Annotated in this window: 17 protein-coding genes; 3 read left to right on the top strand and 14 right to left on the bottom strand. The window is 72.0% G+C overall.

Annotation, left to right across the window (positions count from 1 at the left end; genetic code table 11):
* Positions 1-127: 127 nt before the first annotated feature.
* The 3 genes from FHR37_RS30045 to FHR37_RS30035 form a co-directional block, all read right to left on the bottom strand.
* Positions 128-598, bottom strand: a complete 471-nt coding sequence (locus tag FHR37_RS30045; protein WP_092886103.1) for a Fur family transcriptional regulator — start codon at positions 596-598, stop codon at positions 128-130.
* A 61-nt stretch (positions 599-659) separates the two neighbouring features.
* A complete protein-coding gene (locus FHR37_RS30040) occupies positions 660-1226 on the bottom strand; it encodes an FABP family protein (RefSeq protein WP_092886101.1) in 567 nt (188 codons plus the stop codon).
* Positions 1227-1232: 6 nt separating this feature from the next.
* The gene (locus FHR37_RS30035; protein WP_175542672.1) at positions 1233-1370 is read right to left on the bottom strand and encodes a hypothetical protein; all 138 of its coding nucleotides are present in this window, start codon (positions 1368-1370) and stop codon (positions 1233-1235) included.
* A gap of 449 nt (positions 1371-1819) precedes the next feature.
* Between FHR37_RS30035 and FHR37_RS30030 the strand changes: the two genes are divergently transcribed.
* A complete protein-coding gene (locus tag FHR37_RS30030) occupies positions 1820-2956 on the top strand; it encodes an LCP family protein (protein ID WP_175542671.1) in 1137 nt (378 codons plus the stop codon).
* A gap of 184 nt (positions 2957-3140) precedes the next feature.
* On the opposite strand, the gene FHR37_RS30025 is transcribed toward FHR37_RS30030, so the two are convergent.
* Positions 3141-4667 carry a sugar transferase gene (locus FHR37_RS30025; RefSeq protein WP_092886097.1) on the bottom strand — a complete coding sequence of 509 codons (1527 nt, stop codon included), beginning with the start codon at positions 4665-4667 and terminating at the stop codon, positions 3141-3143.
* A 189-nt stretch (positions 4668-4856) separates the two neighbouring features.
* Between FHR37_RS30025 and FHR37_RS30020 the strand changes: the two genes are divergently transcribed.
* A complete protein-coding gene (locus FHR37_RS30020; RefSeq protein WP_092886095.1) occupies positions 4857-5816 on the top strand; it encodes a UDP-glucuronic acid decarboxylase family protein in 960 nt (319 codons plus the stop codon).
* 132 nt (positions 5817-5948) lie between these two features.
* Here FHR37_RS30020 and FHR37_RS30015 read toward each other — a convergent pair whose 3' ends face one another.
* The 8 genes from FHR37_RS30015 to FHR37_RS29985 form a co-directional block, all read right to left on the bottom strand.
* Positions 5949-6269, bottom strand: a complete 321-nt coding sequence (locus tag FHR37_RS30015) for a DUF1416 domain-containing protein (protein ID WP_092886093.1) — start codon at positions 6267-6269, stop codon at positions 5949-5951.
* Complete coding sequence (locus tag FHR37_RS30010; protein ID WP_092886090.1) at positions 6266-7117, bottom strand: sulfurtransferase; 852 nt, start codon at positions 7115-7117, stop codon at positions 6266-6268. Before FHR37_RS30010 ends, FHR37_RS30015 begins: the two co-directional genes overlap by 4 nt.
* Positions 7118-7292: 175 nt before the next feature.
* Positions 7293-7379: a putative leader peptide gene (locus FHR37_RS33575; protein WP_354938856.1), complete on the bottom strand. Its 87-nt coding sequence runs from the start codon at positions 7377-7379 to the stop codon at positions 7293-7295.
* A gap of 117 nt (positions 7380-7496) precedes the next feature.
* Positions 7497-8903: a glycosyltransferase gene (locus FHR37_RS30005; protein ID WP_175542670.1), complete on the bottom strand. Its 1407-nt coding sequence runs from the start codon at positions 8901-8903 to the stop codon at positions 7497-7499.
* A gap of 169 nt (positions 8904-9072) precedes the next feature.
* Entirely contained in the window at positions 9073-9402 is a 330-nt protein-coding gene (locus FHR37_RS30000; RefSeq protein ID WP_237768962.1) for a thioredoxin family protein, read from the bottom strand.
* Positions 9403-9428: 26 nt separating this feature from the next.
* Positions 9429-10238, bottom strand: coding sequence for a zf-HC2 domain-containing protein (locus FHR37_RS29995; protein ID WP_092886086.1), 810 nt, complete (start codon positions 10236-10238; stop codon positions 9429-9431).
* Complete coding sequence (locus tag FHR37_RS29990) at positions 10235-10822, bottom strand: sigma-70 family RNA polymerase sigma factor (RefSeq protein ID WP_275936399.1); 588 nt, start codon at positions 10820-10822, stop codon at positions 10235-10237. The genes FHR37_RS29995 and FHR37_RS29990 overlap by 4 nt, the downstream gene beginning before the upstream one ends.
* 38 nt (positions 10823-10860) lie before the next feature.
* Complete coding sequence (locus tag FHR37_RS29985) at positions 10861-11130, bottom strand: MoaD/ThiS family protein (RefSeq protein WP_237768961.1); 270 nt, start codon at positions 11128-11130, stop codon at positions 10861-10863.
* Between the two features lie 85 nt (positions 11131-11215).
* On the opposite strand from FHR37_RS29985, the gene FHR37_RS29980 reads away from it, so the two are divergent.
* Entirely contained in the window at positions 11216-11980 is a 765-nt protein-coding gene (locus FHR37_RS29980) for a winged helix-turn-helix transcriptional regulator (protein ID WP_092886080.1), read from the top strand.
* A gap of 79 nt (positions 11981-12059) precedes the next feature.
* On the opposite strand, the gene FHR37_RS29975 is transcribed toward FHR37_RS29980, so the two are convergent.
* Both FHR37_RS29975 and FHR37_RS29970 read right to left on the bottom strand, forming a co-directional pair.
* Positions 12060-13142: an LLM class flavin-dependent oxidoreductase gene (locus FHR37_RS29975; protein ID WP_092886078.1), complete on the bottom strand. Its 1083-nt coding sequence runs from the start codon at positions 13140-13142 to the stop codon at positions 12060-12062.
* A gap of 112 nt (positions 13143-13254) precedes the next feature.
* Positions 13255-15144 carry a bifunctional metallophosphatase/5'-nucleotidase gene (locus tag FHR37_RS29970; protein WP_202818257.1) on the bottom strand — a complete coding sequence of 630 codons (1890 nt, stop codon included), beginning with the start codon at positions 15142-15144 and terminating at the stop codon, positions 13255-13257.
* Positions 15145-15157: the final 13 nt, after the last annotated feature.

Below are 15157 nucleotides of genomic sequence, written 5' to 3'. Positions count from 1 at the left end.
GCGGCTGGTCGCTCCGGCCGGAGGGCGGCGCGGGCTGGTCGGGGGTGCTGAAAGAGCTGGTCACGCGTTCGAGGTTACGACCCGGCTGCCAACCCGGCCGAACGGTCGGGGTGTTCCCGGCTCCCACCTACCCGCGCGGTGACGGGCAGTCGGAGCCTTCGCGACATTCGGCACACTGCCCGAAGACCGTCAGGTGGCGTACGTCGGTATCGAAGGCGTACTGCTCGCGCAGGCGTTCGGCCAGCGGCCCGACCGCGTCCGGTGGCACCTCGATCACCCGGCCGCAGCCGCGGCACACCAGGTGGGCGTGGTCGGCGGAGGTGGCGGCGTGGTAGGTCGGGGCACCGTGGCCGAGGTGGGCGTGCGAGACCAGGTCCAGCTCCTCGAGCAGCTCGAGGGTGCGGTAGATCGTCGACATGTTGACCCCGCGCGCCTTGCGCCGGACGGTGTTGAGGATCTCCTCGGGCGTGGCGTGCCCGAGATCCTCGACCGCCTCCAGCACCAGCTGACGTTGCGGGGTCAGGCGGTACCCGCGAGCGCGCAGTTCCTCGTGCAGCGCACCGGCGGCAACGGTGTCGTGGTCGTGCTCGTCGCCCATCGGGTCGAGTCTAGGCTCGGCGGGATCGGGCAGCAGCCCTCGCGGCGCGACCCGTCCGGGGTCAGTCACCTTCCGGAGCCGGGGGCGCCACCTCGGGCGCGGCGGCCTCGGATCCCGGAGCCCCGGCGCGTTCGAGCTTGCCCCACAGGTGCGGCTGCAGGCTCTCCCCGCCCGCCGCCATGTCGAAGGTCCACATCAGCGCGCCCTTCACCAGGCCGTACAACCGCTGGCCGCCGGAGTAGTCCTTCGCGGTGGTCGTACGCGCCACCAGGTCGGTGGCGAGCTCGATCTTGGCGCCGTCGATCCGGCCGTACCACACCTCGGCGTACCCGGTCGGGTGCGCGAGCACCACCTCCAGGCCGTGGTCGGGCTGCGGCCGCCAGAAGCCGGTCTCCATCGCCAGCGGCCGGACCGCGGTGCCCTCCTCGTCCAGCAGCCAGGTGCGGCTCGTGTAGTAGAGGAACGCCTTGCCGTTGTGGCTGAAGACGACCTCCTGACCGAACGTGAACGGCTCGATCGTGGGGTAGTCACCGTGCCCCTTGCCCTCCCAGCGGCCCAGCAGGAAGGCCAACTGGACGCAGTCGGGGTGCAGATCGCCGGGGATCTGGAACGGCGCCGGCGTCGACAAGACGGATCAACTCCCGTTTCGCTGGTGAGTGTTCTGGGTGCCACGCCGGGGACGGCGGAGCAGGTTGCGGAGGACGTACGCCCCGAGCACGCCGACGGCGGCCACGAGCACGAGCAGCACCGCCACGAACGCCGCCTCCCACATTCGCCCGAGTCTAGGGTGCCCCGGGTTCTGTCCCGCCGAAGCACCTGGTCCGCGGTCCGACCGAGCCGGTGAGCGGGGACCGGGACGAGTCGGGGCCGAGCCAGGGCCGAGCCGGAGAAGCGCCGGAGATGCACCGCAACATGACCCGGGGGTCGACAGACCCCGGACAGGCCGGACAAAATGGACTCCGTACGAAACCGGGGCAACCTACGCCTGCCGGTCGTACGAAGTGGGCCGACCACACCCGCCCCGTACGATTGCTCGGCCGGCAGGTGCGACTTCGCCCGCGAAGCGGGTATCCGTTCCAAGACAACCGGGGCGGCCGTTCGCGCGTCAGTGCTGTCGGGGGTTTCCGGTTTTCGGAACACCGTTCGCAGACGCTGCGCGCGTCGAGTTCAGCCGGGGCGGAAGTCCGCCACTCACGGGGTACGAGGACATCAGGGACGCTAATGAGTGACTACCGCACCGACGAGGGGTTGCGTTCGATCCGCCTGCACGAGGAGGAGGACGGTCCCCGTGATCGCCGCTCCGCCGGGCACCGCCGGAAGTCGAGCCGCACCAAGACCACGCTGCTGATCCTGCTGTCCCTGGTCCTGATCCTGGGCGGCGGCGTCGCGCTGACCGGCTACCTGCTGTCGGAGAAGTTCGGTAACCAGGTCTCACGGGTGCCGGCGTTCTCCCAACTGCCGGAGGCCCTCCGGCCGAAGAAGCCCGCGAAGGGCGCGCCGGGCGCGGACGCGATGAACATCCTGCTCGCCGGGAGCGACGCCCGCACCGACGACGCCAGCGGTGGCACCACCGGCGCCGGCAAGGGCAACGCCTGGGAGCGCCGCGGTCAGCGCAGCGACACCATCATGATCCTTCACATCACCGGCGACCGTAAGTCCGCCTACCTCGTCTCGATCCCCCGCGACTCGTGGGTGGAGATCCCCGGCCACCGACCCAACAAGATCAACGCCGCCTACTCCTTCGGCGGCCCGCCGCTCTACATCCAGACCATCGAGAAGCTCACCGGCCTGCGGATCGACCACCTCGCGGTGATCGACTGGACCGGCTTCAAGGCACTGACGGACGCGCTCGGCGGCGTGCAGATGACGTTCCAGCAGGAGACCCGCTTCACCAGCGGGAAGATGTACACCCCCGGCACGCACACGCTGTCCGGTGAGGAGGCGCTCGACTACGTGCGCGAGCGCCACCACCTGGCCAACGGCGACTTCGGCCGGATGCAGCGCCAGCAGAACTTCCTGCGCGCGCTGATGCGGCAGACCCTCTCCAACGGCACGCTGACCAACCCGCTGAAGCTCGGCCGGGCGATGGACGCGATCACCAACAACCTCTCCGTCGACGAGGAGTTCAGCACCGGGGAGATGCGGTCGCTGGCCCTGGAGATGAAGGACCTGCGGCAGCACAACGTGACGTTCATGACCGCGCCGAACAAGGGCACCGGCATGGAGGGCAGCCAGTCGGTGGTCTACCTCGACAAGGCCAAGGACGCCGCCCTGTGGAAGGCGATCCGCGACGACAAGGTCGGCGAGTGGCTGAAGACCGCCGGCCGTGACGACGTGCTCGGCGAGAAGGTCCGCTGACGCGGGTCGGTCGTACGGAAGCCGGTCGTACGGAAGTCGGAGCGAGGGCTTTCCCGGTGCGCGAGCCGCGCGGGGAAGCCCTCGCTTGCTGCATGCCCGCCGGGCGCGGCGCCCGGCTGCACGGAAAGCAGCCGCGCAGAAGCGGCCGCACAGAAGGGCGGCCGGCCGAGATGATGCCGTTCGGTCAGTACGCGCCGTTGCGGCTGAGCACCGCGCCGACCGTCTTCGCGAGGATCACCAGGTCCGCCGACAGCGACCAGTTCTCGACGTAGTAGAGGTCGAGCCGCACCGAGTCGTCCCAGGACAGGTTGGACCGGCCGGAGACCTGCCACAGGCCGGTGATGCCGGGCCGGACGAGCAGCCGACGGCGTACGTCCTCGGCGTAGGCCTCGACCTCCGCCGGCAGCGGCGGCCGCGGGCCGACCAGACTCATCTCGCCGCGCAGCACGTTGAACAGCTGCGGAACCTCGTCCAGGGACAGCTTCCGGATCACCCGGCCCACCCGGGTGATCCGCGGGTCGTCGCGGATCTTGAACAGCACCCCGTCGTGTTCGTTGGCCGCCTGCAGCTCCGCCAGCCGCTTCTCGGCGTCGACCACCATCGACCGGAACTTGAAGCAGGTGAACTCGTTGCCGTGGACGCCGACCCGGGTCTGGCGAAGGATCACCGGGCCGCCGTCGTCGCACTTGATCGCCAGCGCGATCGCCAGCATCACCGGCGTGGCCAGGATGGTGACGACGCCGGCGCCCACCCGGTCGAAGATGTTCTTCACGATGCGGCGCGCGCCGGTGAACTCCGGCTCCTCCACGTGCAGCAGCGGCAGGCCGGCCACCGGCCGGTGGTGGATGCGCGGGCCGGCGACGTCGGTGAGGCTGGGCACGACCACCAGGTCGACGCCGAGGCCCTCCAGCGACCACGACAGCCGGCGCAGCAGGCGCGAGGAGCGGCCGGGCAGGGCACTGACCACCACCGTGTCGGCGCCGGAGCGTTCGACGGCGGAGCGGACGTCGTCGAGGTAGCCGTAGATCGGCAGCTCCTCGTCGGCCACCTCGTCGCCCGGGTCCTTGGACAACCGCGGCAGGCAGGCGCCGACGACGGAGAACCCCATCTTGGGCTCGCGGCGCATCACCTCGAGCAGTTCGGCCACCCCGGCCGGCATGCCGACCAGCAGGACACGGTGGACGAGCCGGTCACCGGCGCGCATCCGGTGCAGGACCTTGCGGGCACTGAAGCGTCCGGCCACCAGGAGCACGGCGCCGATCGGGAACGCGAACCCCAGGAAGCCGCGGGACAGCTCGATCTTGGCGAGGTAGCAGAGGATCGCGATCAGCCCGGCGGTCAGGACGCTGGCGCTCAGCACGAGCTTGTACTCGTCCGCACCGGACCCGAACGTGCGACCGGAGTAGCCTCCGCGGACCGCGAGAACGGCGATCCACACGACGGCGACCATCACCACGACGGCGGAGTAGGGCACTCCGCTGAGGTTGGAGCCGCGCCATCCCCCGGCGATGTAGGTGGTCGGCTCGCCGAACCGTGACACGGCGGCGAGCAGCCCGGCAACCAGGATCAGCACCGTGTCCAGCACCATCACCACCGTGGCGAACCACGCCATGCCGCGGGCCGTGGCCCGGCGGTCCGGCAGTGGCGCCGTTGTGCCGGGCACGGCCCGCCCGGTGATCGTTTCGTCGTCGAGTTGCTTCAGCGTCACCATGTGTGTGTTGTCCGTCCCCCGAACGTCTTCTGCGTATTACGTACCACGGGGCTCATAGGTTGCGGCGGGATCGGTGCAACGGCCAGCACCTCGTTACAGGCCACTCATATCGTCCGACCCGGACGCCGGGACTCAACCTAGCCCCTCAGGCAATACCATTCGACATCAGATCGGGTGAGGGGGAACGTAGTGGGACATCCCGGTACGAAGCGCAGGGCCGTGGTCACCGGCGGTGCCGGATTCCTCGGCAGCCACCTGTGCGAACGGCTGCTGGCCGACGGCTACGACGTCGTCTGCCTGGACAACTTCCTCACCGGACGGCCGGAGAACGTCGCACATCTCCTTCCCCACCAGGCGTTCCGGCTCCTGCGGTGCGACGTCACCGACTACATCCACGTCGGCGGCCCGGTCGACCTGGTGCTGCACTTCGCCTCCCCCGCCTCACCGATCGACTACCTCCAGCTCCCGATCCAGACGCTGAAGGTCGGCTCGATCGGCACGCTGCACGCGCTCGGGCTGGCCAGGGACAAGGGCGCGCGTTTCGTCCTCGCCTCCACCTCCGAGGTGTACGGCGACCCGCTGGTCCACCCGCAGGACGAGGAGTACTGGGGGAACGTCAACCCCGTCGGGCCGCGCGGGGTCTACGACGAGGCGAAGCGGTTCGCCGAGGCGCTCACCATGGCCTACCGCTCCACCCACGGGCTGGACGCCGCGGTCGTACGCCTGTTCAACACCTTCGGGCCCCGGCTGCGGCCCGGCGACGGCCGGGCCATCCCGACGTTCGTCCGCCAGGCGCTGAAGGGGCAGCCGCTCACCATCGCCGGGGACGGCTCCCAGACCCGCTCGATCTGCTACGTCGACGACACGGTGGAGGGCATCCTCGCGATGGCCCACGCCGATCACCCGGGTCCGGTCAACCTGGGCAACCCGCACGAACTGTCCGTGCTCGACCTCGCCCGGTGGATCCGCGACCTCACCGGGTCGGCCTCCGAGCTCGCGTTCGTCCCCCGGCCGCAGGACGATCCCCGCGTACGCCAGCCGGACATCTCCCGCGCCCGCGACATCCTCGGCTGGGAGCCGAAGATCGCGGTCGAGGACGGCCTGCGCAGGACCATCGAGTGGTTCCGGGCCCACCCCGAGCTGGTCTGATCTCTTCACACGCGACGCGGGGCGTCCCGGAACCCGGGTGGGCGAACCCACCGGGAAGGGACGCCCCGCGAGGCGTGTGGCGTACTGCGTTCTGTACTGCTTTCGTTCTGTTCGGCGGTGCCGCCGTACGGCTCAGGCCGGGGTGAGCGCCAGCTCTACCTCGGCGATCTTGCCGAGCTCGGCCTGCACCGAACCCTCCGCCGTGGCACCGCGGGGCGCGAGCGCCCGCACCGTCCAGGTGCCCGGGCCGGCGAAGAAGCGGAACACGCCGTCCGCGTCGGTCGGGACCTCGGCGGTGAACTCACCGGACCCGTCCAGCAGGCGCACGTAGGCGCCCGACACCGGGGTGGCGTCCGCGCGGACGACGCCCTGGATCACTGCTTCCTTGGCCAGGTTGACCCCGGCCAGAGCGGCGCCGCCGGTGGGCGCGCCGCAGCTGTCGTTGGCACTCATGAGGCATCTCCAGGCTGGTCACCGAGGGAAACGGGAACACCCACGAGGGAGCCGTACTCGGTCCAGCTCCCGTCGTAGTTCTTGACGTTCGGCTGCTCCAGAAGCTCGTGCAGCACGAACCACGTGTGCGAGCTGCGCTCGCCGATCCGGCAGTAGGCGATGGTGTCCTTGCCGAAGTCGACGCCGGCCTTGCCGTAGATCTCGCGCAGGTCGTCGTCGGACTTGAAGGTGCCGTCCTCGTTGGCCGCCTTGCTCCACGGCACGTTGACCGCGGTGGGCACGTGGCCGGCCCGCTGGGCGACCTCCTGCGGAAGGTGCGCCGGGGCGAGGAGCTTGCCGGAGTACTCGTCGGGCGAGCGGACGTCGACCAGGTTGAGCTGGCCGATGGCGTCCACGACCTCGTCGCGGAACGCGCGGATGGACAGGTCGGGGTCGGAGGCGACGTACTTCGTGGGGGCGTACGAGGGCACGTCCTCCACCAGCCCGCGGCTGTCCAGCTCCCACTTCTTGCGGCCACCGTCGAGCAGCTTGACGTCCTGGTGGCCGTAGAGGCGGAAGTACCAGTAGGCGTAGGCCGCGAACCAGTTGTTGTTGCCGCCGTAGAGGATCACGGTCTGGTCGTTGCCGACGCCGCGGGACGACAGCAGCTTCTCGAACTGCTGCTTGTCCACGAAGTCGCGCCGGACCTTGTCCTGCAGGTCCTCACGCCAGTCCAGCTTGATGGCCCCCTTGATGTGGCCCTTGTCGTAGGCGCTGGTGTCCTCGTCGACCTCGACCAGAACGATGTTGGGGTCGTCCAGATGCTCGTCCACCCATTCGGCGGAGACGAGGACGGAGTCACGGCTCATGCGGAAACCTCCATGGGAGCGGTTGTGGGGCATTTGCCGCAGAGCGCGGCGGGCGAGCATTCGGGGGCGTGGCGGCCCCGGATCGTTCAGGGGCGCTACGGACGGCGTGAGGTCCAAACCCTCTGGTGCGTGGTCGGCGCGGAGCGCGGGCGACGGAGGAGCGGACGGCCGTCGTTCAGGAGGCCGGACACAAACAGGTCGAGGTGCGGCAGTTGTCCACCGCACGGCGCTTGGTCAGCAGGGTCCTCCGCAGCACGAGCATCAGCGTACGGACCCGGCCCGACCCTGTCACGGTCGTCTCACATGATGGGAATGCCGGTCAATTAGTGAGACGTCCCTCGGCGTGGCGCGGACCCGTCGCGGGACGGGCCCGGCGGCGTCAGGCGATCAGCCGGCGCGACCGGAACGGGCCGCGCCGCTCGCCCCGCGACAGCCGGGTCGCCGAGCCCGCCCGGCGAACCGCCTGGCCGTAGATCGCCGCCATCCGCTGGGCGTACTCCGACGGCGGGTTCCGCCTGGCCCGGCGGCGCGCCTCCTCGCCCACGTGCGCCCGGCGCACCGGACTGGTCAGGAGGTCCTCCAGCGCCTCGGCGTACCGCATCGGGTCCGGGCCGGCGAGCACACCGGCGCCCGCCAGCGGGCCGCTGGAGTAAAGCGCCTCGTCGGCGAGCACCGCCGGCAGCCCGGCCAGCGCGGCCTCCTGGATCACCAGCCCCTGCGTGTCGGTCAGGGAGGGGAACGCGAACACGTCGCTCGCGGCATACGCGGCGGCCACCTCCGGTGGCGGCAGCTGGCCGGTGAGCACCACACGGTCGGCGATGCCGGCCTGCTCCAGCAGCCGCTGCACCCAGCGGGAGTCGTAGACCGCGCCGACCAGCACCAGCCGGGCCGCGGGGACCAGGCCGCGCAGCCGGCCGAACGCCTCGGTCAGCAGGTCGATGCCCTTCTCGCGGTTGACCCGCCCGACGAACAGCACGACCGGGTCGTCCGGCCCGATGCCGTACCGCCGGCGAAAGTCAGGGCCCGCGCCGGCCGGGACGTCCTGCAGGGAGACACCCGTGGGTGCGACGTAGATCCGGTCGTCGTCGATCGGCAGCTTGCAGCGGGTGAGGATCGCGGAGGTCGGTACGAGAACGGCGTCGGCGTCGGCCAGCAGCAGGCCGGTGCCCGCGTCGACCAGGGCGTCCCGGCGCGCGGTGCGGTTGCCGCCGTGCGGCAGCGCCAGCTTGGGGGAGCCCAGCCGGCGGGCGTAGCAGCGCAGCACCCCCTCGATCACCGAGGTCGGCAGGCGGTACGCGTCGGCGTACGCCCGAAGATCGGTGTGGTACGTCTGCACCAGCGGCAACCCGAGCCGGCGCGCGGCGAAGATGCCCAGCAGGCCGACCGGTCCGGGCGTGTGCACGTGCACCACGTGCGGGAGCCAGTGCGCGACCCGCTCCACGTGCCGGCTGCGCGGCCAGGCGGCCAGCCGGAACTGCGCCACACCGCACGGCAGCGACCGCAGCCGCAGCAGTTCCTCGTCGGCGGGCTGGTCGGGGTGCCGCGGCACCACCAGCAGGCTCGAGTGGCCGAGCTCGGACATCGCGGCGGTGAGGGACTGCAGCGAGGTCACCACGCCGTCCCGGCGCGGGAGGTAGGTGTCGGTGAAGTGCGCGACCCGCAGCGTCGGCCTGGCCGTACGGGCCGCGGCCGCCGGGTCGAGCGCGATCACCGAGGCGAGGTCGCCCCGCGTCGACGGATGGCCGCGGCGGATGCGCCGCGCCCCGATCAGTGGGCGGAGGTCCATGGACCGGCTCCTTGTGTCGGCCTGAGTGACCCGGACGATTCGGGACATCATGACCCAGACCCCACGCGTGTTCCCATCCGGGATCGCCCGGATCCGTCCGGCACCCGCTGTTCCACACGCGCGTTCCTACCCGGATGGAACGCCCGTAGGCGTGGCCTTTCGGCCCGAATCAGGCCGATCGCGCGCAGGCCGCCCGGTCCACGGCGGCCACCACCTGGGACCGGCGCGGCACCCCGCTCGCCCTGGTGACCTCCCGGCCGTCGGCGGCCAGCACCAGCACGGTGGGCGTGCTCCGGACGTCCAGCCGGCGGACCAGCTCCAGGTGGGACTCCGCGTCCAGCTCGACGTGCGCCACGCCCAGCTCGGTATCCGCGACGGCCCGCAGCACCTGCCGGGTCGCCCGGCAGGGAGCGCAGAACGCCGTCGAGAACTGCACGAGCGTCGCCCGGGCGCCGAGCGGCACGCCCAGGACGCCCGCGTCCAGCCGGTCGTCGTCCACCAGTGCAGGGTACGAGGTCCGCACGCTCAGCCGTCGATGGTGAGCAGCGGCCGCTCGCCGGTGGCCCTGATCTCGATCCTGACCACCTCGTTCGCGGGTACGGCGATGCCGCCGCTCCACCGCACGCCGTCGCGGTAGGCCACCCGCCAGCTTCCGCCGTCCCAGCGCCGCCCGGACCGGTCGTACACCGTCAGCGAGCACACCTGCCCCTGCCGCACGCCGTGCAGCACGATGTCGACCCTCGTGCCCCACGGAACGCCGTTCATGGTGGCGGTTCCGTCGACGGCGAGCGTGGCGTTCGACGCCGACCAGCGCACCGGCGGCGCGGTCACGTGCGCCGTGGGGGTGGGAGCGGGCGTGGGGGTGGGAGTCGAGGTGGGCCCGGCGACCGGCGTACGGGACGGCGCGAGGGCCTGCCCGACGGCCCACCCGCCGCCACCGGCGACCGCCACGGTCACCGCGGCGGCCGCGAGCGCCCCGGCCAGCCGGCGGCGGCGTTCGCGAGCGCGTTCCGCCCGGACCCGCGCCAGCAGGCGCCGCATGCCCAGGTCGCCGACGGGATCCACGGCGTCCCTGTCGTCCACAGAGCCCACGGGATCCGCCGGGTCACCGGCGCCACCGGACTCCTCGTGCACACCGACGGCCGCCGCCTCCTCCGCACGGACCAGTCCGAGCAGCGCGGGCAGCCCGGCCAGTTCGTCGTACGCCGCACGGCACCGCGCGCAGTCGGCCAGGTGGGCGTCGACGGCGGCGGCCTCCTCGGCGTCCAGTGCCCCGAGCACGTGCGCACCGATCGCGGCGCGTACCTCGGCGCAGGTGCGGGCGCTTTCGCTCACAGCGCCACCTCCGAGGTCAGGCCGCGCTCCTCCAGGAGCAGCTTCAGCTGGCGCAGGGCGTAGTAGGTGCGGCTCTTCACCGTCCCCGGCGGTACGCCGAGCCGGCGGGCCGCCTCGGCGACGGAGTGGCCGCGGTAGTAGACCTCCACCAGAACCTGCCGGTGGTGCGGCGGGAGCTCGGCCAGCACCTCCATGACCTCCCATGCCACCATCGCCCGGTCGAGGTCCTCCTCGCCGGTGGGTACGACGTCCAGCGCCTCCTCGCCCACCTCGGGCGGTCGCGCCCGGCGGGCCCGGTCCCCGTCGAAGACCAGGTTGCGGGCCACCGTCACCAGCCACGCCCGCGCCGGGCCGCGGGCCGGGTCGAGCGCCTCCGGATGCCGCCAGGCTCGCACCAATGTCTCCTGTACGACGTCCTCGGCCCGCTGCCGGTCGCCGCGGACCAGCCGCAGGACGTAGCCGAACAGAGCTCGCCCGTGCTCGGCGTACAGCCGGCGGACCAGCTCCTCGTCAGCGGTCGCGCCCTTCGGCGCCGCCGCACCCATGCCCTCGACACGGCGCGCGGGGCGAGGTGGTTCATTCATCGAGCGGACCAGTCGTCGGGCATCGCGGCAAACCGTCCTCAGCCGCCCGCGAACGGCGGAAGCAGCTCGATCCGGGCACCCTCGGCCAGGCGTACGGTCGCCGGATCGCGGCCGCCCACGGGGTCGCCGTCGATCAGCACCGAGCACAGGCCGAGCACCTGCGCGAACCGCGGCCGGTCGCCGTGCCGTGACCGGGCTGCCGCGAGGGCGTCGGCGAGCGTGCCCGCCTCCACCTGCTCCTCGGCCAGCCCGGCGGCCTCCTTCGCGGCCGCCCAGTAGCGAACCGTCACCGTCATCGGGGAAGACACGTGGGATATCCTGCCTCCAACCGGCGGACCTGGGCGACAGCGCCGTCCCGAGTGCCAGGTCCCCACTGATCAGGGGAGACGTCCGGTGAGCACAATCATCCTGCTCACGAACGCCCTTCAGCCGTCGGCGGAGATCGTTCCGGCACTCGGTCTGCTCGCGCACCACGTGCGTGTGGCACCCGCCGAGGCCAGCGCCCTCCTGGACGTGGGCCCGGCTGACGCGGTACTCGTGGACGCACGAAGCGACCTGGTGCAGGCCCGCAGCCTGACCAGGGTCATCCGGACCACCGGTGTCAGCGTTCCGCTGCTGGTGGTCGTCACCGAAGGCGGCCTGGCCGCCGTCAACGCAGACTGGGGCCTGGACGACGTCCTGGTCCACAACGCCGGCCCGGCCGAGGTGGACGCCCGGCTGCGGGTCGCGATCGGCAAGCTCGCCCTGCACACCGTCGAGGACGAGCACCCCAACGTCATCCGGCGCGGTGAGCTCGTCATCGACGAGGACACCTATACCTCCCGGCTCGCCGGGCGCACCCTCGACCTCACGTTCAAGGAGTTCGAGCTGGTGAAGTTCCTCGCCCAGCACCCCGGCCGGGTGTTCACCCGCCAGCAGCTGCTGCAGGAGGTGTGGGGGTACGACTACTTCGGCGGCACCCGCACCGTCGACGTGCACGTACGCCGGCTGCGGGCCAAGCTCGGCTCGGAGTACGAAGCCCTGATCGGCACCGTCCGCAACGTCGGCTACCGCTTCGTCGCGCCGCCGGTCACCCCCGTGCCCGAGGACGACGACGACTCGTCCGGCTCGCCGCGGGTGCCCGACGACGCACGGTCCCTCACCGGCGAGGCTTCGTAGGCTTCGACGAAGTAGACCTCGACGAACGAACCGGCGGCCCGGGCGGATCCTCTCGCCCGGGCCGCCGTCGTTCGCACCTCTAGTCGCGCAGCAGGGGCAGCAGCTGGTCTCCCTGCCGCCTGATCTCCGGCAGGTAGGGCGTGTCGGAGAGGACGAAGTGGGAGATGCCCAGGCTCTCGTACTTCCGCAGTGACTTCGCCACGTCCTCGGCCGAGCCGACCAGCCAGGTGGTGCCGGCGCCACCGCCGCCGTACCGGCCGGGTGTGGTGTAGAGGTTGTCGTCCAGCACCTCGCCTCGCGCGTGCAGGTCGAGCAGCCGCTGCTGACCGACGGCGCCGCGCCAGTTGGGGTGCCGCGAGCCAGGCACGCTGCCCTTCGCCATCTCCGCGACCTTCGCCATCTCCGCGACCTTGGCCTCGGCGTCGGCCCAGGCCTGCGCGGTGGTGTCCCGGACGAGGGTGGTGATCCGCAGCCCGAACTCCAGCGGCGCGTGCTCGCGCCCCAGCTTTCCGGCGAGGCCCTTCAGCCGCTCGATGCGTTCCCGCACGCCGTCCAACGGCTCGCCCCAGAAGAGCTGGACGTCGGCCTCGGTGGCGGCGACCTTCTCGGCGGCCTCGGAGGCGCCGCCGAAGTAGAGCCGGGGGTGCCGGCGGTCGCCGCGGACGACCGGCCGGGACGCCAGCGTGGAGTCGGTGACGTCGAAGTGTTCACCGTGGTGGGTGACGTTCTCCTCCGTCCACAGCCGGCGGACGATCCGGAGGAACTCCTTCGTACGCGCATAGCGGTTGGCCTGGTCGCCCTCGCTGTCGCCGTAGGCCGCCAGGTCGTCCTGACCGGACACGACGTTGACCAGCACCCGCCCGTCGCTGAGGTGGTCCAGGGTGGCCGCGGCGGAGGCGAAGTTCGCCGGCCGCCAGTAGCCGGGCCGGATCGCGATCAGCGGCTGGAACGTCGTCGTCCGCGCGGCCAGGGCGGTGGCGACCGTGAAGGTGTCCGGCCGGCCCCAGCCGGTGCCGAGGAGCGCGCCGTGCCAGCCGTGGTCCTCGAGCGCACGGGCGTGGCCGGTGAGCGTGTCCAGGCTGTTGTGATCCTCGGCCACCGCGTCACCACGGTGACCGGGCCGGACCTGGTTCGGGATGTACCAGAGGAACTCGGGGCTCATGCGCTAAACCATACCTACTAAGTAGTCATTGTAGGGATTGGCGCGGGAGGGCGTACGAGACCGGCGGGCCGGGCGGTGGTCCCGCCCGGCCCGCACGGACACGAGCAGTACGTCAGTTGGTGGCGGTGATCCGGCCCTCGCCGCCGACCGGGTAGTCGGCCGCCCGGACCTTCCCCGACAGCCCCTCCTCGAGGTAGCCGCGCAGCGCGCCCTGGTAGGTCGTGCCGACCGGGGTGAAGTCCAGGCCCTTCAGCGGGTAGGCGTCCCCGCCACGGGCGGAGAAGTCGTTCGTCGCCACCGGCACCGGCGCGCCGTCGACCACCTGACCGTCGCGGACCAGCACCGTCCCGTCGTCGAGGACGACGTCGCGGACCCGCTCGCCCGGGGTGAGGATCTCCCCGGTCGACTCGTTCACCACCTGCGCCTTCCTGCTGACGTCGTAGGTGAACGCCAGCCCGGACACCTGGATGAACGCGCCCGCCGCCGACGGCGCCGCGGCGACCCCGCGCTCGAGGAGCCGGCGCAGCGTGTCCCGGGGCACCTCGGGCACGACCGCGACGAAGTTGGCGAACGGCGCGACGTCGTAGGTGTCCAGCGCGGTGACCGGACCGGCCGGGATCACCGCGTCGTTGCGCAGGCCGCCGCCGTTCTGGATGCCGACCACCGGCGCGGGCACGCCGTACTCCGCGGCCTTCCGCGCGCCCGCCCACACCAGCGCGTCGGCCACCAGGTCACCGAGGTTGGTCTCCTTGCTGCGGACGTCGGACCGTACGCCGTTCAGCGGCACCTCGCTGTCGGCGACGACCGTCTCCCGCAGGGAGGCCAGGTGGCTCTCCACCGGAGCCTCCACGTGGGTGCGGGTCCAGGCGTCCTTCACCACCGCGTCCGTCCCGGCTCCGGCCACCCGGACCGGGCGGCTCTGTTCGTCGTCGGCGCCGAGCAGCCGGCCGGCGCGGTCGAAGCGCAGGACGAGCTGGCCGACGTACTTGTAGTTGCCGGTCGTGGTGGCCACCGGCACCCGCCGGCCGTCGGCGTCCGTCGCCCACAGCGGGTAGCCGCGTTCGGCCCTGTCGCCGGGGATCAGCCGGTCACCGGAGTCGGCCAGGATCTCGCCACCGCCGGCGCCGAGCACGACGTCGACGCCGCGCAGCTGCGGCACCAGCGCGAGCTCGTTGTCGATGTCCTGCAGGTGGCTGACCAGGATGATCTTGTCCACACCCTGGCGGGTGAGGGCGCTCGCCTCGTCGTTGGCGATCCGGGCCAGCTCGGTGCGTACCCGCACGTTGCGCGGGCTGGAGATGGTGGGCAGCTCCGGCGTGGTCAGGCCGATCACGCCGATGCGTTCGCCGCGCTCGCGGACCACCGTGGTGGCGCGGATGACGCCCTGGTCGGCGTACTTCGCCAGCGCGGGTTCGCCGCTCACGTCCAGGTTGGCCGAGACGAACGGGAACGAGCCGCCGCCGGTGCTCCGCACACTGGCCACGAAGTCGGCGAAGACGTCCGGCCCGAAGTCGAACTCGTGGTTGCCGATGGCGGACGCGTCCAGGCCGAGCCGGCTCAGGGCGAGCGCGTCGTAGAACGGCACACCGTGCTCGATGCTGGCCGAGAACTCCGGCCCTGCCAGGTAGTTGTCGCCGCCGGAGATCGACACCACGGCGCGCTTGCCGCCCTGGGCCGGGCGCCCGGTCTCGGCCTGCCGGCGCAGCTGCTGCCACAGCGTGGTGTAGCGGGCGGCGCCGCCGTAGGCGCGGGTCTCGTCCGGCTCGATCGTGCCGTCGCCGTCGGTGTCGCCGTCGACGCCGACGAGCTGGGACTCGTCGTCGTTGGTGTGCAGGACGGTGAGGGTGAGGTCGGTACGCGGACCGCTGTCGGCCGCCGCGGGGCCCGCGCCGACCGTGCCCACCAGCCCGGCGGCGACGGCGCCGAGTCCCAGCACGCCGGCCGCGCCCAGCGCGATGGTGCGACGGAACGCCGACCCGCGCGATGGCATGTCCTGTGTCATGCGCACTCCTTGT

The organism is Actinopolymorpha cephalotaxi (assembly GCF_013408535.1).
Lineage (GTDB): Bacteria > Actinomycetota > Actinomycetes > Propionibacteriales > Actinopolymorphaceae > Actinopolymorpha > Actinopolymorpha cephalotaxi.
Note: the sequence above shows the minus strand (reverse complement) of the source record. Positions and strands in the feature narration are given on the sequence as shown.

Bases quoted from the DNA above. Each gene is read 5' to 3' on its own strand.
- FHR37_RS29975 (WP_092886078.1), bottom strand. From the start codon at position 13,142: ATGAGCCCCGAGTTCCTCTGGTACATCCCGAACCAGGTCCGGCCCGGT.
- FHR37_RS29990 (WP_275936399.1), bottom strand. From the start codon at position 10,822: ATGAATGAACCACCTCGCCCCGCGCGCCGTGTCGAGGGCATGGGTGCG.
- FHR37_RS29970 (WP_202818257.1), bottom strand. From the start codon at position 15,144: ATGACACAGGACATGCCATCGCGCGGGTCGGCGTTCCGTCGCACCATC.
- FHR37_RS30025 (WP_092886097.1), bottom strand. From the start codon at position 4,667: ATGGTGACGCTGAAGCAACTCGACGACGAAACGATCACCGGGCGGGCC.
- FHR37_RS30045 (WP_092886103.1), bottom strand. From the start codon at position 598: ATGGGCGACGAGCACGACCACGACACCGTTGCCGCCGGTGCGCTGCAC.
- FHR37_RS30035 (WP_175542672.1), bottom strand. From the start codon at position 1,370: ATGTGGGAGGCGGCGTTCGTGGCGGTGCTGCTCGTGCTCGTGGCCGCC.
- FHR37_RS30030 (WP_175542671.1), top strand. From the start codon at position 1,820: ATGAGTGACTACCGCACCGACGAGGGGTTGCGTTCGATCCGCCTGCAC.
- FHR37_RS33575 (WP_354938856.1), bottom strand. From the start codon at position 7,379: ATGCTCGTGCTGCGGAGGACCCTGCTGACCAAGCGCCGTGCGGTGGAC.
- FHR37_RS30005 (WP_175542670.1), bottom strand. From the start codon at position 8,903: ATGGACCTCCGCCCACTGATCGGGGCGCGGCGCATCCGCCGCGGCCAT.
- FHR37_RS30010 (WP_092886090.1), bottom strand. From the start codon at position 7,117: ATGAGCCGTGACTCCGTCCTCGTCTCCGCCGAATGGGTGGACGAGCAT.
- FHR37_RS30015 (WP_092886093.1), bottom strand. From the start codon at position 6,269: ATGAGTGCCAACGACAGCTGCGGCGCGCCCACCGGCGGCGCCGCTCTG.